The 17,721-nt window shown below is 68.5% G+C and carries 21 protein-coding genes and 1 pseudogene; 12 read left to right on the top strand and 10 right to left on the bottom strand.

Annotated elements, in window-relative coordinates:
• Positions 1 to 51 precede the first annotated feature (51 nt).
• The 9 genes from ASG12_RS17785 to ASG12_RS17745 all read right to left on the bottom strand — a co-directional run bounded on the left by ASG12_RS17785 (position 52) and on the right by ASG12_RS17745 (position 9,239).
• Positions 52 to 990 (bottom strand): esterase/lipase family protein, encoded by a 939-nt coding sequence (locus tag ASG12_RS17785; protein ID WP_055793806.1) that lies wholly within the window; start codon positions 988 to 990, stop codon positions 52 to 54.
• A gap of 163 nt (positions 991 to 1,153) precedes the next feature.
• The gene (locus tag ASG12_RS17780) at positions 1,154 to 1,951 is read right to left on the bottom strand and encodes a glycosyltransferase family 2 protein (RefSeq protein WP_200932808.1); all 798 of its coding nucleotides are present in this window, start codon (positions 1,949 to 1,951) and stop codon (positions 1,154 to 1,156) included.
• 101 nt (positions 1,952 to 2,052) lie between these two features.
• Positions 2,053 to 2,793, bottom strand: coding sequence for an aspartate/glutamate racemase family protein (locus ASG12_RS17775; RefSeq protein ID WP_055792575.1), 741 nt, complete (start codon positions 2,791 to 2,793; stop codon positions 2,053 to 2,055).
• A gap of 19 nt (positions 2,794 to 2,812) precedes the next feature.
• Entirely contained in the window at positions 2,813 to 4,378 is a 1,566-nt protein-coding gene (locus ASG12_RS17770) for an NCS1 family nucleobase:cation symporter-1 (protein WP_055792572.1), read from the bottom strand.
• A 100-nt stretch (positions 4,379 to 4,478) separates the two neighbouring features.
• Entirely contained in the window at positions 4,479 to 5,192 is a 714-nt protein-coding gene (locus tag ASG12_RS17765) for a GntR family transcriptional regulator (RefSeq protein ID WP_055793804.1), read from the bottom strand.
• 159 nt (positions 5,193 to 5,351) lie between these two features.
• A complete protein-coding gene (locus ASG12_RS17760; RefSeq protein WP_055793802.1) occupies positions 5,352 to 5,858 on the bottom strand; it encodes a hotdog fold domain-containing protein in 507 nt (168 codons plus the stop codon).
• A 17-nt stretch (positions 5,859 to 5,875) separates the two neighbouring features.
• On the bottom strand, positions 5,876 to 7,402 hold the full coding sequence (locus ASG12_RS17755; protein ID WP_055792570.1) for a DUF4153 domain-containing protein: 1,527 nt from the start codon (positions 7,400 to 7,402) through the stop codon (positions 5,876 to 5,878).
• Positions 7,403 to 7,488: 86 nt separating this feature from the next.
• Complete coding sequence (locus ASG12_RS17750) at positions 7,489 to 8,463, bottom strand: HAMP domain-containing sensor histidine kinase (protein WP_055793801.1); 975 nt, start codon at positions 8,461 to 8,463, stop codon at positions 7,489 to 7,491.
• 29 nt (positions 8,464 to 8,492) lie between these two features.
• Complete coding sequence (locus ASG12_RS17745) at positions 8,493 to 9,239, bottom strand: response regulator transcription factor (RefSeq protein WP_055792568.1); 747 nt, start codon at positions 9,237 to 9,239, stop codon at positions 8,493 to 8,495.
• A 578-nt stretch (positions 9,240 to 9,817) separates the two neighbouring features.
• On the opposite strand from ASG12_RS17745, the gene rpsJ reads away from it, so the two are divergent.
• The 11 genes and pseudogenes from rpsJ to rpsQ all read left to right on the top strand — a co-directional run.
• Positions 9,818 to 10,123 carry a 30S ribosomal protein S10 gene (rpsJ, locus tag ASG12_RS17735; RefSeq protein WP_003938093.1) on the top strand — a complete coding sequence of 102 codons (306 nt, stop codon included), beginning with the start codon at positions 9,818 to 9,820 and terminating at the stop codon, positions 10,121 to 10,123.
• 35 nt (positions 10,124 to 10,158) lie between these two features.
• Positions 10,159 to 10,815 carry a 50S ribosomal protein L3 gene (gene rplC, locus ASG12_RS17730; protein WP_045823705.1) on the top strand — a complete coding sequence of 219 codons (657 nt, stop codon included), beginning with the start codon at positions 10,159 to 10,161 and terminating at the stop codon, positions 10,813 to 10,815.
• Complete coding sequence (gene rplD / locus ASG12_RS17725) at positions 10,812 to 11,501, top strand: 50S ribosomal protein L4 (RefSeq protein ID WP_045823704.1); 690 nt, start codon at positions 10,812 to 10,814, stop codon at positions 11,499 to 11,501. Before rplC ends, rplD begins: the two co-directional genes overlap by 4 nt.
• Before the next feature lies 1 nt (position 11,502).
• A complete protein-coding gene (rplW, locus tag ASG12_RS17720; RefSeq protein ID WP_045823703.1) occupies positions 11,503 to 11,808 on the top strand; it encodes a 50S ribosomal protein L23 in 306 nt (101 codons plus the stop codon).
• Positions 11,809 to 11,851: 43 nt separating this feature from the next.
• Positions 11,852 to 12,688, top strand: a complete 837-nt coding sequence (gene rplB, locus ASG12_RS17715) for a 50S ribosomal protein L2 (RefSeq protein ID WP_045823702.1) — start codon at positions 11,852 to 11,854, stop codon at positions 12,686 to 12,688.
• A gap of 17 nt (positions 12,689 to 12,705) precedes the next feature.
• Positions 12,706 to 12,987 carry a 30S ribosomal protein S19 gene (gene rpsS / locus ASG12_RS17710; protein ID WP_045823701.1) on the top strand — a complete coding sequence of 94 codons (282 nt, stop codon included), beginning with the start codon at positions 12,706 to 12,708 and terminating at the stop codon, positions 12,985 to 12,987.
• The gene (gene rplV, locus ASG12_RS17705; protein ID WP_055792565.1) at positions 12,984 to 13,427 is read left to right on the top strand and encodes a 50S ribosomal protein L22; all 444 of its coding nucleotides are present in this window, start codon (positions 12,984 to 12,986) and stop codon (positions 13,425 to 13,427) included. The genes rpsS and rplV overlap by 4 nt, the downstream gene beginning before the upstream one ends.
• Complete coding sequence (rpsC, locus tag ASG12_RS17700) at positions 13,427 to 14,266, top strand: 30S ribosomal protein S3 (protein ID WP_045823699.1); 840 nt, start codon at positions 13,427 to 13,429, stop codon at positions 14,264 to 14,266. Before rplV ends, rpsC begins: the two co-directional genes overlap by 1 nt.
• 3 nt (positions 14,267 to 14,269) lie before the next feature.
• The gene (gene rplP, locus ASG12_RS17695) at positions 14,270 to 14,686 is read left to right on the top strand and encodes a 50S ribosomal protein L16 (RefSeq protein WP_045823698.1); all 417 of its coding nucleotides are present in this window, start codon (positions 14,270 to 14,272) and stop codon (positions 14,684 to 14,686) included.
• On the top strand, positions 14,686 to 14,934 hold the full coding sequence (gene rpmC / locus ASG12_RS17690; RefSeq protein ID WP_045823697.1) for a 50S ribosomal protein L29: 249 nt from the start codon (positions 14,686 to 14,688) through the stop codon (positions 14,932 to 14,934). The genes rplP and rpmC overlap by 1 nt, the downstream gene beginning before the upstream one ends.
• 23 nt (positions 14,935 to 14,957) lie before the next feature.
• A pseudogene (gene rpsQ, locus ASG12_RS17685) lies at positions 14,958 to 15,224 on the top strand (30S ribosomal protein S17); the annotation flags it as partial.
• A 97-nt stretch (positions 15,225 to 15,321) separates the two neighbouring features.
• Here the strand turns inward: rpsQ and ASG12_RS17680 are convergent.
• Positions 15,322 to 15,897, bottom strand: a complete 576-nt coding sequence (locus tag ASG12_RS17680) for a DUF4190 domain-containing protein (RefSeq protein WP_055792562.1) — start codon at positions 15,895 to 15,897, stop codon at positions 15,322 to 15,324.
• A gap of 102 nt (positions 15,898 to 15,999) precedes the next feature.
• Here ASG12_RS17680 and ASG12_RS17675 point away from each other — a divergent pair, with 102 nt between their 5' ends.
• On the top strand, positions 16,000 to 17,388 hold the full coding sequence (locus tag ASG12_RS17675; RefSeq protein WP_055792559.1) for a condensation domain-containing protein: 1,389 nt from the start codon (positions 16,000 to 16,002) through the stop codon (positions 17,386 to 17,388).
• The last annotated feature ends 333 nt before the right edge of the window (positions 17,389 to 17,721 follow it).

Raw genomic sequence — 17,721 nt, 5'->3', positions numbered from 1 at the left:
CAGTCGGCTCAGATCGTCGGCGCGTCCACCGCCCCGAGGTGCGTGGGTACGTCAGCGACAGGGCGCGGGGTGCGTGGCCCGATAGGTCGGGTCGAGTGCGTCGAGCACGATCCACACCGCACGCGCGTCGCTCGTCATCTGCATGTGATCGACCTGGCGCGTCCCGCAGCCGTCCTGCACCCAGGTGTTGCGGACCGTCGCGCCCGGCCCGGCCCGCAGGAAGGTGCGTTCGGGCGGTGTGACCACCGTGTCGTCGCGGGTGCCGACCACGACGTAGCGGATCCCGGGCCGGGTGTCGCCGCCGGCGTTGAGCCGATCGAGGAACGGCGACCCCACCATCTGCTCGACGTAGGACGGGCCGACGGTGGTGGCGGCGAGGCGGACCACGGGGATACCGAGCATCTCGCCGATGGCGCCGATGGTCTGGTTCAGGTCGAACGTGGTGCCGTGGTTGGTGCCCGCCAACGTGACGACGGTGTTCACGGCGTTGCGCGCGGGATCGCCCGGGGCGCCGCCGTCGAACTTCAGGTACTGCCGGATGACCAGGGCGCCCTGTGAGTGGCCGACCATGTCGACCCGCGCGCTGCCGGTCTCGCGGCGCACGCGGTCGACGAAGCGCGCCAACGTGGTGGCCGAGCGGGTGATGGTGTCACCGCCGGCGAGGTCCATCAGGTTCTCGGTGCTGCCGGCCGCACGTCGGCCGTAATCGATCGCGAACACGCAGTAGCCCTGACCGGCGAGCGCCGGCGCGAGGGCCTGCCAGGTCTGTGCCGAATCGGTCCAGGTCCCGTGCACCAGGATCACCGGGCGCGGATGCGCGGGTGCGGGTCGACACGAGGAGGAGTTGTATCCGCCGGTCGCGGGCGTCGCCGGGGCCGGTGCCGCGCCGGCGGAGCCGATCGCACCGAGTGGTCCGGCTATCGACAGCAGGGCGATCACGAGGAGTCGGGCTACGCGCGCACGATCGAACACGAGTCTCACACGCCTCATCAGTACCTCCAGCAACATCAGCCCCAACCGAGACCGAGGCTACCGATGCGGGGGAGGGCTGCCCACCACGAGCACGGTGGTGCATCGATTCGCTATCGGATGGTTGCCGACGCGTGATGTGGCGGCATGGGCTCGCGCGCCGGGAACGGAGGCGTCGTGCCGGTCAGTGGGCGCCGGCGGGAACCGGGTCGGCCTTGAACACCATGCGCGGGGTCTCGGTGCGCAGGACCGAGTGGTCGGCGAGACTGCGGACCTCGAAGCGCTGGGTGACGACGTCGTTGCGCCACTTGTTGCCGTAGAGCTTCTTGAGGCCTCGGGCCATCTCCTTGCCGCCGAAGAACTGGTAGCGACGGCGACCGGCGACGGCATCGGCGGTCTTGCGGCCGAAGTGGTTGAGGAAGCTCCGCTCGGTCGCGTAGATGCCGAACCCCGCCGCGCGCAGCCGCATGCACAGGTCGAGATCGGCGCCCCATCCGAAGCGTCCGAAGCTGCGCTCGTCGAGCCCGCCGGTCGCCACGAACGCGTCGCGGGTGAGCAGCAGCGCCGTGCCGTCGACGGCGGGCAGTCGGCGGTAGGCGTCGCGCGGTGTGTAGTCGGCAGCCGGACCCTCGTAGTCGGCGAGCAGGGCCGGATGGGCGCCAGCGTCGTCGTAGAGGCCCACGATCGCGCCCGCGTCGGAGGGGAGACGGTCGTCCAGCAGCCCCGTGAAGTAGCCGTGCGACAGCCGGACGTCGTTGTTGAGCGTCATCGCCGCGTCGTAGCCCTCGACGAACGCGGTGCGGAGTCCGAGGTTGGAACCGCCGGCCCAGCCGGTGTTCTGACCCGGCGTGACCACCCGCTCGTCACCGATCGGTTCGTAGTCACCCTTGTTGTCGACGATCAGATAGTCGACCTTCTCCTGCTCGAGGTCGCCCACCAGAGCGTGGGTGTACTCGATCTGGCCGTATACGGGAACGGTCACAAGGAGAGACTTCGACATATTGCACAGTCTTTCGCACATACGCACCGTAAGTGTTGCAAATTAGCAATGTTCATCTGAACAGACGAAGAATCCTTGACTTGTCACAGTCGTTCGAAGCCCGCGAGCATCCCGGTGTAGCGCTTCGCAGGGGGACGCGAGTACTCGCCACTGGCCGGTCCGGGGTATCCGGCGACCGGGACGAGGGCCTCGGCCAGGCGGACGGCGGCCGCGACGCCGTCGATCACCGGCGCCCCGATCTTCGCCGAGATGCGCGCGGCCAGGTCGGCCATCCCGCCGCACCCCAGGACGACCGACTCCGCACCGTCGTCGGCGAGAGCACGCGCGCAGGCATCGGTGAGGACGGCCTCGGTGTCGGGGTCGGTCTCGAGTTCGAGCACCGGGATGTCGCACGCGTGCAGGCCGCGGCACAGGCCGGCGACCCCGTAGCGGTGGGTCAGTTCGTCGGCGCGACCGATGGTCCGCGACAGCGTGGTCACCACCGAGAAACCGCCGCCGACCAGGGCGGCGAGGGCCATGGCGGCCTGCGCGATGCCCAGCACCGGCGCGTCGGCGATCTCGCGGGCCGCGTCGAGGCCCGGGTCCCCGAAACACGCCAACACGTAGGCGTCACACGGGGTCTCGGCGGCGCGGTCGGCGGTGATGGCCGCGAGCACACCCGGCACCGCGAGGGCCTCGTCGTAGTGGCTCTCGATCGACGCCGGGCCCATCGAGGAGGTGACCCCGACGATCTCGGTGCCCGATCCGGCGGCCGCCTGCGCGGCGCGGACCATCAGGTCGGTCATCGAGGTCGTGGTGTTCGGGTTGATCAGGCAGATCCGCATGTACTGGAGTCTGTTCCTCTCAGGCCGACACGTCGGCGGCGGGTGCGACCGACGCCGCCGGCGTGGGCGGGTTGTCGTGGATGAAGCTCGGTGGCAGCAGACGCATCCCCAGCGAGTAGATCGCGAAGCCGAGCCCGGCACCGACGAACCAGGTGTAGCTCGCCATGTAGGTGGTGCCCTCGATGACGATCGCGATGCCCGCGGCCGCGGCCACGACGGTGGCGATCACGGCCACCGGGTTCACGCCGCTGCGGAACCAGTATCGCCCGGTCGGCGACATGCTGAACAGGTCGTCGACGACGATCTGCTTCTTCTTCACCAGGTAGAAATCGGCGATGAGCACGCCGAACAGCGGTCCGATGACGGCGCCGAGGGTGTCGAGTGTGTAGTGGATCGCCGAGGGGTTGTTGAACAGGTTCCACGGGGTGATCAGCACCGAACCGATCGCGGCGATCATGCCGCCCATACGCCAGGTGATCTTCGTCGGTGCCACGTTGGAGAAGTCGAACGCGGGGGAGACGAAGTTCGCGACGATGTTGATGCCGATGGTCGCGATGGCGAAGGTGAGCACGCCCAGGACCGCGGCCGTGGTGTTGTCGATGCGATCGACGATGTGCACCGGGTCGGTGATGATGTTGCCGTCGGTGTCGCGGCCGATGACCGTGGCGCCGGCGGAGACCGTGCAGACCACGAGGATCGAGAAGAACAGGAAGTTCACCGGCAGGCCGAGGAAGTTGCCCTTCTTCACGTCGGCGAAGGTGCGTCCGTAGCGGGAGAAGTCGCCGAAGTTCAGCATCGGTCCGGAGAAGTACGACACCACCAGGGCGATCGCACTGATCAGCGCCGTGATCGACGCCCAACCGCTCTTGTTCGGGCCCGACGAGAGATCGAAGTGCACGTTGCTCCAGCCCGCCTTGTAGATCAGATAGCCGGCGAGGATCACCATCACGACGTAGACGGCGGGTCCGCAGAAGTCGATGAACTTGCGGATGGTCTCCATGCCGTTCCAGAACACGATCGCCTGCAGCACCCACATCAGGACGAACCCGCCCCAACCGAGCAGCGACAGGCCGAGGAAGCCGTAGTCGTCGACCGAGTCGAACTTCGCCAGCGACGGCCAGAACTTCAGGGCCAGCAGGCCGAACGCGACCGACGCGAGGTAGGTCTGGATGCCGTACCAGGCGACGGCGATGAGGCCGCGCAGGATGGCGGGGAGGTTGGCGCCGCGTACGCCGAAGGCGATGCGGGTGGTCACCGGGTAGGGCACACCTGCCTGCTGGGAGGGGCGGGCCACGAGGTTGCACAGGAAATACACCATGAAGATGCCGACGAGCAGTGCGATGAGCACCTGCCACGCCGAGATGCCCAGTGCGAACAGGCTTCCCGCGAACACGTAGCCGCCGACGCTGTGCACGTCCGACATCCAGAACGCGAAGATGTTGTAGGAGGTCCAGTGCTGCTTCTTCAGCGGCGCGAGGTCTTCGTTGGTGAGGTTCTGGTGGTAGCAGATCTTGATGACGCTCTCACCGGCCGCGCTGGTGCGCGTCGGTTCGACCACCGCATTCGTTGTCCCGACGTCGGTCATGGCATCTCCTGGATTCGTGGAATTCCACTGAGATTAGGGCCGCGTTATTTCTGACGGGTTACTTCGAGAGTATATTTTCGCCGGCCGCGTCAGGCCGGTGTCATCGCTGGTCGGCGGTGTCCGGATCGCCTGCGGTACCGACGATCATCGTCTCCAGTCGTGCGTGGTGGTCGCCGGCGGCGGCGAGCAACGAGGCGGTGTCCCGCTGCGCCATCGCCGTCATCATGGCCTCGTGGTCGGCGTGCAGACGTGTCTGCATCTGCGGGGTCGCGGTCCGCATGAGTTGGAACGGTTCGGTGATGTTCCAGGTCGACTCGAACATGTTGATGAGGCGGTGCATTCCGCACGGCGCGATCAGCGCCTGGTGGAAGCGGCGTGAATTGACCTGGTAGGCACGAAGATCCGCGGTCATTGTCGCCTCGAGGAGGGCATCGTTGGCCGCGCGTGCGGCGTCGAGGTCGTCGGCGGTCACCCGCTCGATCGCCCGCCCCAGTGCCGCCCGCTCGAGAACGCCTCGTACGTAATAGATCTCGCGGAGCTCGTCACCGGTCAGCTGGGCGACGAAGTATCCGCCGTTCGTCTCGTGTCCCACCAGGCCCTCGCCGACGAGCGTCTTGAGCGCCTCGCGGACCGGGATGGGGCTGACCCCGAAGACTCCCGCGACCTCACCGACCGGGATCGGTGACCCGGGCACCGCGACACCGTCGAGGATGACCCGCCGCAACCCGTCGAGGACGCTCGCCTGCGAGGGCCCCGTCGGGATGGCCGACAGAGCATCGAGCAACACGATGTGGCGCCCTCGTCCCGGCAGCATCTGCGCTCCTCCCGTCGCGACGACCACCCCGCCGCACACGCGACGATTGTCGCAACTCCCGCCGTCGGTCGCCGGGTGAAGCGGGTGCTACTTCGGGGTCACCCAGCAGGTGATCTCCGCTGGAGATGCCGCTCGTGCTCGTGAGGTGGGCGCCGGACTCTACGTCGGCGTCACCCAGCAGGTGATGTCACAATGCACGACCTCGAGGCCGGCTTTGTCGGTGATGGCGATGGCGACCACGACGTCGGCTCCGCTGCCGATGGTCGCGGGATCGATCGGCTCGTCGAGCGTGGCCACGGCACGCAGTCCGGTGGTCGCCTTCGCGAGGTACTGCGACTGCATGCCCTTGGGCAGCCAGCGCAGACCGTCGGGCACGGTGGCCTCCATCAGCATGCCCATGGCGCACTCGGCGAGGTTGCAGGCGGCGATGGCGTGGAAGGTGCCGATGTGGTTGTGCACGCCGAACCACTTGGGTGCGGTGACGACGCAGCGTCCCGGGGACAGCTCCTTCACCGACGGAACGATGGTGCCGAAGTAGGGGACGCGGGCGACCATGCCGAGCGAGAACACGGCGGCGCCGATCGCGTTCTGCGGCAGTCGGCGCCACAGCGCGTAGGTCGGGTTCGTGCTCGCGGGGCGGACGGGGGTGGTGGAGGCCTCGGTCATGGCCGACACGGTACCGCTCACCGCGGAGGGCACGTGGCCGTCGGTGCGATGCCGGCGCCGTCGAGGGCGGTGCGCGCGTGAGCCCGTCCGAGGTCGAGGTCGGTCCACCGCCCGGTGTCGGCGACGTCGGCGGCGATCGCGGCGAGCGCGCAGTCGCGGATCGGTCGCGGCAGGTCCAGCAGTTCCTCGGTCGCGTCGGGTGACAGTCCGGCGAGGTAGTCGATGTCGATGCGGCCGGTGTCGGCGAAGCGGTCGACGTTCGTCGCGGCGATGCGGGCATCGGGGTTCGACACCGCGAAGGCCAGGGCGGCGCCGATCGTCACCGCAGCGATGATCCGGGGCAGGTGTCGGGTCCGGAGCCCGACGCCCGCGGCCATGAGTACGACCACCACGGCCGCGAACCACCATTCGACGGCGCTCGCCCCGACTCGCAGCCGGGTTGCACCGAACGCCCCGGTGTAGAGGTCCATGCGGTGCAGTGCCGAGGCGACGACGGCCAGCGTCGCGAGGCAGAGGCCACCGAGGATCCCCCGGGCGAGGGCCCGTTCGGTGCGGGTGTCGCGGGCGCTGCGGCGCCACGCGACCGAGACCACGACGATGGTGAGGGCCGTGACGACGAACAGCTGCCAGAAGCCCGAGCGGGCGTAGTCGGCGTAGGTGAGTCCGGCGGTGGTCTGGACGTAGTCGTCGCCCCCGAACAGCGTCGGGGCCTGGGTGAGGAGGAAGGCGACGCTGATTCCCAGGACCGTGCCCGCGGGGACGGCCCACATCCAGGTGTCGCCCAGCGGGCGCGGTGCGGCCGGCCGATGCGGCGACCGCGGCCGCACCCAGCGCAGGTGGACACCGACGGTGACCACGAGCGCCGCCGCGAGCCCCACCACGACCTGCGGCCCGACGCTCACCGGGCCGAGGTCGGGGGTGACGTCGTCGAGGAGGTCGGCGAACCGCGTGTCGGCGGTCGCGAACAGGGCGCCGAAGACCACGGCCAGCACGACCGTCAGTGCGGCGACGGCCGCGACACCGCGGACGTTGTCGATGCGTCGCCCGGCCCGGGCGTCGGCCACGGTGCGCGACACCCACCGCACGGCCTGCGGCGCGAACACGATCGGCAGGACCGCTCCGAGCGCCGTCTCCCGCGCAGACCGCGCGTCGACCACCACCGCGAGAGCGGTGACGACGGCGAGCGCGAGGCACGTCGCGCTCACCCACCCGGCGCTGCGCCACGCCGTCACCGACAGCAGGGCCACGACCGCGACGACGGCGAGGATGCCGGCGATCGAGGGGCGACGCGGCGATCCGACCAGCACCGCGGCGATGACGGCGATGCCGATGAGCGTCATCCCGATCCCCGAGGCCTGCGACGGCATCGACACCGCTGCCGCGATCGCGGTGAGGACCACCACGACGAGCACGCGGCGTGGGGCGGCGGCCGGGGTGTCGGGCTCGGTGTCGACCATCCACCACCGCGTGTCGTCGTACGGTTCGTCTCCCCACGGCAGGCCCGGCGAGGGCGGCGTCGTGTCGGGCTGGACTGATTCGGGCATGGGGGTATCGCCTCTCGTCGAACGGGTGTGGTGTGCGCCGGGCGGCGCGGTCTCCGGAGGAGGTGAGCCAGATCAGGGGAGTGCGGTCAGCGGGCGGCCGGGAGTCGCACGCGGATCCGGCAGCCGTCGGGGTCGTCGACGACCTCGATCTCGCCGTCGTGGAGGGCGATCGCCCAGCGTGCGATGGCCAGTCCCAACCCGGTCTGGCCGTCGCGCGAACCGCCGCGGGTGAACCGCTCGAAGATGCGGCTGCGCTCGGCGGGTGCGACGCCGGGACCCTGGTCGGCCACCTCGATGACCGTGGCCGTCGGTTCGGACCGCGCCGCGATCGCGACGGTGCCGCCCGGTGGGGAATGGCGGGTCGCGTTGTCGAGGAGGTTGGCGAACACCTGGTGCAGCCGCGCCTCGTCGGCCTCGACCGTGAGGTCGACGGGGACGGCGTTGTGGAAGGTGACGTCGGTGCGGGATCCGCTGCTGCGGTTGCGCAGGCGGCACTCGGCGACGGCGTCGGAGGCGAAGCCGTGCAGGTGGACCGGACCCCGGTGCAGGGCGACCGCGCCGCCCTCGACACGGGAGAGGTCGAGGAGGTCGGTGATGAGTCGCCCTAGCCGCTCGGTCTGGTTCAGTGCCAGGTCGAGGGTCTCGCGGTCGGGGGTCGCCACGCCGTCGACGAGGTTCTCCAACACGGCGTGCAGCGCCGCGACCGGGGTGCGCAGCTCGTGGGCGACGTTGCCGATGACCTCCCGGCGGTAGGTGTCGGTCTCGGCGAGGTCGGCGGCCATCTGGTTGAACGCCGTGGCGAGGGTGCCGATCTCGTCGCGTGAGGTGGCCCGTACGCGACCGGTGTAGTCGCCCTGCGACATCCGCCGCACCGCGCCGGTCATCTCCCGCAGCGGTGAGGTCATGCCGTGGGCCAGCACCCACGTCACCACGAACGCGACGGCCAGGGCCATCAGCAACGCGTACCGGAACTGCCACTGCGCGGTCACCCAGAACGACACGCTCGAGGTGAACAGTGCGGTGCCGACCACGACGGCGGTCTTGAACTTGAACGACCGCATCGCGTCGAGCGGTCGCGGAAGGCCGGGCGTCACGGCCGGTCGGTCGCGTCGGGGCGGGCGTCGAGCGCGTAGCCGACCCCGTGCACGGTCCGGATGCGATGTGCGCCCACCTTCTGGCGCAGCGAGCGGATGTGGGAGTCGACGGTGCGTGTCTCGCCGGCCTCGGCCCACCCCCACACCGTCTCCAGCAGCTGCCCACGACTGAGGACCGCACCGGGATGGCGCGCGAGTGTGGCGAGCAGGTCGAACTCGGTGCGCGTGAGATGCACGGCCGCGGCGGCGACTGTGACCTGTCGGGCGCTGTGGTCGATGCGCAGATCCCCGAACGTCGCGACGTCCGCCTCGGCCGATGCGGTGGTGTCGGGGGAGGGGTAACGCTCCACCCGACGCAGCAGCGCGCGAGTGCGGGCGACGAGCTCGCGCATGGAGAACGGCTTCGCCAGGTAGTCGTCGGCGCCGACCCCCAGTCCGATGACGAGGTCGGTCTCCTCGGATCGCGCGGTCAGCATCAACACCGGGGTCGGGGTGTGGGCCTGCATCTGCCGGCACACCTCGAGGCCGTCGATCCCGGGGAGCATCAGGTCGAGGATCACCACGTCGGGCACCGACTCGCGGTGGCGGTCGAGGGCGTCGGGGCCGGTGTCGGCGGTGCGGACGACGAACCCCTCCGCGCGCATCCGCTCGGCGATGGACGTCCGGATGACCGGTTCGTCGTCGACCACGAGCACCGACGGGCCCGCCCCGATCTCGCCTGTCCCGTTCTCCGCTGGCTCCATGGCTGAGACGGTAGTGACCGGTTGTCCACATGCCGCGCAGATCATGTGCAGACTCTGTGAAGACCCCGCTGTCGCCGGGTGGTCCGCCCACGGGAGGCAATTTGGCCCCGCCCGGCATCTGTTGCATACTGTTCGGGTTGCCCTGATCGGGTACGCGCTCTCGTGCGGCCTCGATCGGGTACGAGTGTGGCTGACGGAGCAAGCGGAGACGAACTGCTCGGGGCATCGGACCGCACTCGTTCGACAAGCACGGATTTCCGATCTCGGCGCCACCAAGTGGCCGGATCGGTGAGGTTCACGGCAGATGACGCAATGGCCCGGACATGTCGCCACAGATGTGTTCGAGCAAACGACACGCCCGACCTCGGGTGTCGGAGAGATCCGCACCCGGCCAGCTCGACCAGGCCCGTATCGACGCACGTCGTGACGGGTCGAACGCACAACGACAGATGAACAGTGTCGATCACCTCCGGCGAGGGTTCGCCGGTAGCGCGCAGGACGCCTGCGTGCGGTGGTCATCTGTGGCCGCGCTCGCGCGGCGATCTGCCGACTAGACACCAGACGGAAGAGGACACAGCGTGGCGGGACAAAAGATCCGCATCAGGCTCAAGGCCTATGACCATGAGGCGATCGACGCTTCGGCGCGCAAGATCGTGGAGACCGTGACCCGTACCGGGGCTCGCGTGGTCGGCCCGGTGCCGTTGCCCACCGAGAAGAACGTGTACTGCGTGATTCGTTCGCCGCACAAGTACAAGGACTCTCGCGAGCACTTCGAGATGCGGACGCACAAGCGTCTGATCGACATCCTCGACCCCACGCCCAAGACCGTTGACGCTCTGATGCGCATCGATCTGCCGGCCAGCGTCGACGTCAACATCCAGTAGACGAGCCAGAGCGCCGAAGAGGGACTGACACAGATATGACACAGAAGAACGGAAAGGGAATCCTGGGCACCAAGCTCGGGATGACCCAGGTCTTCGACGAGAACAACCGGGTCGTGCCGGTGACCGTCGTGAAGGCCGGACCGAACGTGATCACGCAGATCCGCACGAAGGAGACCGACGGCTACGTCGCCGTCCAGCTCGCCTTCGGTGCGATCGATCCGCGGAAGGTGACCAAGCCGGTCGCAGGACAGTTCGCCAAGGCCGGCGTCACGCCGCGCCGCCACCTGGCCGAGCTCCGCGTCGACGACGCGTCCTCCTTCACCGTGGGCCAGGAGCTCACCGCCGAGATCTTCGCCGACGGAGCCGTCGTCGACGTGACCGGCACCTCGAAGGGCAAGGGCTTCGCGGGCGTCATGAAGCGCCACGGCTTCAAGGGCCTGGGCGCGAGCCACGGTGCCCACCGCGTGCACCGCGCACCCGGCTCGATCGGTGGCTGCGCCACCCCGGGTCGCGTGTTCAAGGGCATGCGGATGGCCGGACGCATGGGCAACGAGCGCGTCACCACCCAGAACCTGACCGTGCACAAGGTCGATGCCGAGGCCGGCCTCCTGCTGATCAAGGGAGCGATCCCGGGTCGCAAGGGCGGCGTCGTGATCGTCCGCGACGCAGTGAAAGGCGGTGTGACCGTATGAGCGTCAACACCACGAAGTCGACGGGCGACGCAGCCACCAAGCTGACCCTCGACGTCAAGACCGCCGACGGCAAGACCGACGGCACCGTCGAGCTCCCCGCCGAGATCTTCGACGCGCCGGCCAACATCGCGCTGATGCACCAGGTGGTCATCGCGCAGCAGGCCGCCGCACGGCAGGGCACGCATTCGGCCAAGACCCGCGCCGAGGTCTCCGGCGGTGGCGCGAAGCCGTACCGCCAGAAGGGAACCGGTCGCGCCCGTCAGGGCTCGACCCGCGCCCCGCAGTTCACCGGTGGTGGCGTCGTGCACGGCCCGAAGCCGCGCGACTACAGCCAGCGCACGCCCAAGAAGATGAAGGCCGCCGCCCTGCGCGGAGCCCTCTCGGACCGGGCGCGCAACGAGCGCATCCACGTGATCACCGAACTCGTAGCCGGGCAGGACCCGTCGACGAAGGCCGCGCGGACGTTCCTCGAGGCGCTGTCGGATCGCCGCAAGTTCCTGGTCGTCATCGGCCGCGAGGACACCGCGGCATGGAAGTCGGTCGCGAACCTGCAGTACGTGCTGCCGATCACGCCCGATCAGCTCAACACCTACGACGTGCTCGATTCCGACGAGGTCGTGTTCAGCGTCGAGGCGCTCAACGCGTTCGTCTCGCGCGCGGTGAAGACAGACGAGAAGGAGGCCTGAGATGACTGTTGAGGCAGATCCGCGCGACATCATCCTCGCGCCGGTGATCTCGGAGAAGTCCTACGGACTGATCGAGGACAACGTGTACACGTTCATCGTGCACCCGGAGTCCAACAAGACCCAGATCAAGATCGCCATCGAGAAGATCTTCGATGTCTCGGTCGTGAGCGTGAACACCGCCAACCGTCAGGGCAAGCGCAAGCGCACCCGGTCGGGCTACGGCAAGCGCAAGGACACCAAGCGCGCCATCGTCACGCTGACCGCAGACAGCAAGCCCATCGAGATCTTCGGAGGGCCGGTCGGCTGACGCCGCCGGTACCCCTGGGAAGAAGTAGAGGACAAGAAGACTCATGGCCATTCGTAAGTACAAGCCGACGACACCGGGCCGCCGCGGCGCCAGTGGCGCCGACTTCGCCGAGGTCACCCGTGACCACCCGGAGAAGTCGCTCGTCCGCCCGCTGCACGGTCGCGGCGGTCGTAACGCGCACGGACGCATCACCACCCGGCACAAGGGTGGCGGGCACAAGCGCGCCTACCGACTGATCGACTTCCGTCGCAACGACAAGGACGGCGTCAACGCCAAGGTCGCTCACATCGAGTACGACCCCAACCGCACCGCGCGCATCGCGCTCCTGCACTACCTCGACGGCGAGAAGCGCTACATCATCGCGCCGAAGGGGCTCAACCAGGGCGACGTCGTGGAGTCGGGGGCAACCGCCGACATCAAGCCCGGCAACAACCTGCCGCTCCGCAACATCCCGACCGGTACCCAGATCCACGCCGTGGAACTGCGTCCCGGTGGTGGCGCGAAGATGGCCCGCAGTGCCGGCGCCTCGATCCAGCTGCTGGGCAAGGAGGGTGCACACGCCACCCTGCGCATGCCCTCGGGTGAGATCCGCCGCGTCGACGTGCGCTGCCGCGCCACCGTCGGCGAGGTCGGCAACGCCGAGCAGAGCAACATCAACTGGGGCAAGGCCGGCCGCATGCGCTGGAAGGGCAAGCGCCCCACCGTCCGTGGTGTCGTCATGAACCCGGTCGACCACCCGCACGGTGGTGGTGAGGGCAAGACCTCCGGTGGTCGCCACCCGGTCAGCCCGTGGGGACAGCCGGAAGGCCGCACCCGCCGCAACAAGCCCAGTGATCAGTTGATCGTCCGCCGCCGCCGTACCGGCAAGAACAAGCGATAAGCAGGAGGGAGTAGCAGATGCCACGCAGTCTGAAGAAAGGCCCGTTCGTCGACGACCACCTCCTGAAGAAGGTGGACGTCCAGAACGAGAAGGGCACCAAGCAGGTCATCAAGACCTGGTCGCGCCGCTCGACGATCATCCCCGACTTCATCGGTCACACCTTCGCCGTCCACGACGGTCGCAAGCACGTGCCGGTGTTCGTCTCGGATTCGATGGTCGGACACAAGCTCGGTGAGTTCGCACCGACGCGCACGTTCAAGGGACACATCAAGGACGACCGGAAGGCGAAGAGGCGATGAGTGCAGCCAAGAGCCCGGAGACTCTGAACCCGACGGCCAAGGCCACCGCGAAGTTCGTTCGCGTCACGCCGATGAAGGCTCGCCGCGTCATCGATCTCGTCCGTGGCAAGAACGTCGACGAGGCGCTCGACATCCTGCTGTTCGCGCCGCAGGCCGCGAGCGAGCCCGTCGCCAAGGTCGTCGCGAGTGCCGCGGCCAACGCGGAGAACAACCTGGGACTCGACCGGCGCACGCTGGTCGTCTCGCAGGCGTTCGCCGACGAGGGCCCCACGATGAAGCGTTTCCGTCCGCGTGCCCAGGGGCGCGCGTTCCGGATCCGCAAGCGCACCAGCCACATCACCGTGGTCGTCGAGAGCGTCACCGCCTCGGCCCCGTCGGGTCGCAGCCGGTCGAAGACACCCAAGAAGGCCGCCGCGAAGACAAGCAAGGGAGCTCAGTAGTGGGCCAGAAGATCAACCCGCACGGCTTCCGTCTGGGTATCACCACCGACTGGAAGTCGCGGTGGTACGCCGACAAGCAGTACGCGGACTACGTGAAAGAGGATGTCGCCATCCGCAAGCTCCTGGCCACCGGCCTCGAGCGCGCCGGCATCGCCAAGGTGGAGATCGAGCGCACGCGTGACCGCGTCCGCGTCGACATCCACACCGCCCGTCCGGGCATCGTCATCGGTCGCCGCGGCGCCGAGGCCGACCGGATCCGTGGCGACCTGGAGAAGCTGACCGGCAAGCAGGTGCAGCTCAACATCCTCGAGGTCAAGAACGCCGAGTCCGAGGCGCAGCTGGTGGCGCAGGGTGTCGCCGAGCAGCTCTCGAACCGTGTCGCGTTCCGTCGCGCCATGCGCAAGGCGATCCAGTCGGCCATGCGCCAGCCCAACGTCAAGGGGATCCGGGTGCAGTGCTCGGGTCGTCTGGGCGGTGCCGAGATGAGCCGCAGCGAGTTCTACCGCGAGGGCCGCGTGCCCCTGCACACGCTGCGTGCCGACATCGACTACGGGCTGTACGAGGCCAAGACCACCTTCGGCCGTATCGGCGTGAAGGTCTGGATCTACAAGGGCGACATCGTCGGCGGCAAGCGCGAGCTCACCGCCGCGTCGGCCCCGGCCGGCGACCGTCCCCGTCGTGAGCGTCCGGCCCGTCCGCGTCGCAGCGGTGCCTCGGGCACCACCGCGACCAGCACCGAGGCCGGCCGCGCAGCGGCCGACACCGCCACCGCGGTCGCCACCGAGGCCCCGGTCGCGGTCGACACCGCCACGGCGCCGACAGAGAACCAGGAGGGCTGACCCATGCTGATCCCACGCCGGGTCAAGCACCGCAAGCAGCACCACCCCAGCCTCAAGGGGCAGGCCAAGGGCGGCACCAAGGTGACGTTCGGTGACTACGGCATCCAGGCACTGGAGAGCGCGTACATCACCAACCGTCAGATCGAGTCCGCGCGTATCGCCATCAACCGGCACATCAAGCGTGGCGGCAAGGTGTGGATCAACATCTTCCCCGACCGCCCGCTGACCAAGAAGCCCGCCGAGACCCGCATGGGTTCCGGTAAGGGTTCGCCCGAGTGGTGGGTCGCGCCGGTCAAGCCCGGTCGCGTGCTGTTCGAGATGAGCTACCCCGATGAGCACACCGCTCGCGAGGCCCTGCGCCGCGCGCAGCACAAGCTGCCCATCAAGACCCGCATCGTGACACGAGAGGAGTCGTTCTGATGGCACTCGGTATCGCTGCCGCCGAGCTCCGCGAGCTCGGTGACACAGAACTCCTCGAGCGTCTGCGCGAGTCGAAGGAAGAGCTGTTCAACCTGCGCTTCCAGATGGCGACCGGACAGCTCGACAACAACCGCCGTCTGCGGCTGGTCCGTCGTGAGATCGCACGCGTCTACACCGTGATGCGTGAGCGCGAGCTCGGACTCGCCGGCGGCCCGGACTCCGACGCGACGGTCGGTGACGACGCATGAGCGAGAAGGACACCACTGTGACAACACCCGAAACGAAGCCGCGCGCACAGCGCAAGGTGCGCGTCGGTTATGTCGTGAGCGACAAGATGCAGAAGACGATCGTGGTCGAGCTCGAGGACCGCGTGAAGCATCCCCTCTACGGCAAGATCATCCGCACCACCTCGAAGGTGAAGGCCCATGACGAGCAGGAGATCGCCGGCATCGGCGACCGCGTGCGCCTCATGGAGACCCGCCCGCTGAGCGCCACCAAGCGCTGGCGCCTCGTCGAGGTCCTCGAGAAGGCCAAGTAAGCCCTCTCGCATCACGACCCACGTAGAGCAGAACGACCCGCCACCGGATCACGGTGGCGGGTCGTTCTGTATGTACGAAACGGTGTCGCGACCGACCTCAGAAGTCGGTGGGTGAGCTCAGACCGACCGCGACGATGAGGACGATCAGCAGTACCAGCAACACGAGACTGATGGCGCCGCAGATGATCCCGGCCGTCGCCTGACCGGTACCGCGGAAGCGCGCGGGCTCACGGGTGATCTGACCTCGAGCGAGGAAACCGGTGATGAGCGCTGCGATCGCCAGCGGCACCCCGAGGTAGCAGAGCAGCAGCGCGGGGATCGACAGGATGCCCGTGACCAGCGAGACCACCGCGAGCGTGTTGTTCTGTGGTGCACCGAAAGCGGGCGCACCGAACTGCGCCTGACCGTAGGGGGCCTGGCCGTACGGGGGTTGGCCATACGGCGGCTGCTGTCCGTACTGGGGCTGTCCGAAGGGTGGCTGCTGTCCGTACTGGGGCTGCTCATACTGGGGTTGCCCGTAGGGGGTCTCGCCGTATCCTGCGCCGGGATACGGTCCCGGGCCGGGCGGCGGCGGGTAACTCGGGTCGGAGGCACCGGGATACGGCGGCGGAGTGGATTTCTGGAGGTCGGGCTTCTCGTCGCCGTTCGACCAGGGCTCGTGGGGTGTGCTCATCGAAGCGTTGTACCACAGGACAGATGACCGACACCGGTTCCGCCGGAGCGTCGTCGGTTACCATCGTTCCTCGTGCCGACGGGGGAGTCGGCGCAGGAGGGGATGGCTGTGACCGAGGTCGTGGACGGACCGGGCGAGCCCGGCGTGGTCGAGCAGAAGACCTTCGGATTGACGGCCGCCCAGGAGGAGATGTGGGCCGCCGAGCAGTTGCAGGACGACTACTCGGTCACCGTCGCCCACTACCTCGACATCACCGATGTCGTGGGCGAGGACGGCCACCCCTTCGATCCCGAGGTGTTCCGCCGCGGTGTCATCGAGGGCGCGCGGCTGCTCGAGACGGCGTACTCCCGGTTCGTGCTCGTCGACGGCGCACCACGACAGTTCGTCGACCCCGACGTCGCCTTCGACGTCACGACGGTCGATCTGCGCTCCGAGCCCGATCCGCTCGCCGCGGCGCACGAGTGGATGCGCGCCGACCACACCGCGACGATGGACCTCACCGCCGACCCGATGGCGGTGTCGGCCTTCATCCGCGTGGCCGACGACCGGACCTTCTGGTACCTACGCGGACATCACATCGCCTTCGACGGGTTCGCGGCACTGACCTGCCTGCACGAGGGCGTCGACCGCTACAACGCCGCCATGTCGGGAGAGACCTACGAGGTGGCGCCGCGGGCTACCCTGGCCGAGGTGACCGCCGACGACGAGCGGTACCGATCGGGGTCGCGACGCGACGCCGACGGGGCCTACTGGTCGGAACGGGTGACCGATCTCCCGGCGCCGGTGTCGTTGGCACCCGCGCAATCCGGTCGGCTCCATCCCGACCACGCGATCGCCGGCCGCGAGCTCTCGGCCGACACCCGCACCATTCTCGACGCGCGCGCCGAGCAGTTCGGCGGGTCGGCCGCGGGGCTGCTCGCGTCGGCGTTCGGCGCGCATCTCGCCCTGGTGACCGGCCGCGACGACGTCGTGCTGACGCTGCCCATCACCGGGCGGGTCACGGCGAAGATCAAACGTGCGGGCGGGATGGTGGCCAACATGCTGCCGGTGCGAGTCGACGCCGTCGCCCGCCACACGCCCGAATCCCTGGTCGCCGCGGTCGGTTCGGAGCTGACCGGCTGCCTGCGCCACCAGCGGTACCGGTTCGCCGACATCGCCAGGATCGCCGGTCTGGACGAGCGCCGCGTGACGTTCGGCCCGATCGTGAACCTCGTGTTCTTCGAGAAGCCGCTGGAACTGCACGGTGCCCGCGTGAGCTACCACATCGTGTCCTCCGGGATCCTCGAGGACCTGCGGATCAATCTCTACCAGGCGGGTGCGGGTCTGCCGATCCGCGTGGACCTGCACGGCAACTCGACCATGTACTCCCAGGCCGAGATCGCCGCGCACCTCGACGCCTTCCTGGTGTTTCTCGACGAGTTCCTCGCCCGCCCCGGCGATCCGATCGCCGCCATCGGGTCGATGATCAGCGGCGGGCTGACCGTCCGCTGAGAGTCACCTGTCAATCGCACCGGCCCGGATTGCCTGAGAACACCCATGTGCACAGATCGAATGCTCGGTGCGCACGGGGGTGCTGGGGCTGGAGACACGCATGTGGCGCAATATGTTTCGCCCCGCGAAGGGGTAGGAACTGATCACACCATTTTCGCCGTGAACACGTCCTGCGAACGAGTGAACCTTGGACAACTGCACAGTCGCGCTCGGTATGCTGACCGTGCCAGAAAGCGCAGGCGGGGGCATGCGTAGAGAAATCGACCCGAGCAATCGGTTACGTAGGTCCCGACAGAAACGATGAACAAACCATGTGTGCGTACAGCGATGGGG

The organism is Williamsia sp. Leaf354, assembly GCF_001424365.1.
Taxonomy (GTDB): Bacteria; Actinomycetota; Actinomycetes; order Mycobacteriales; family Mycobacteriaceae; genus Williamsia_A.
Note: the sequence above shows the minus strand (reverse complement) of the source record. Positions and strands in the feature narration are given on the sequence as shown.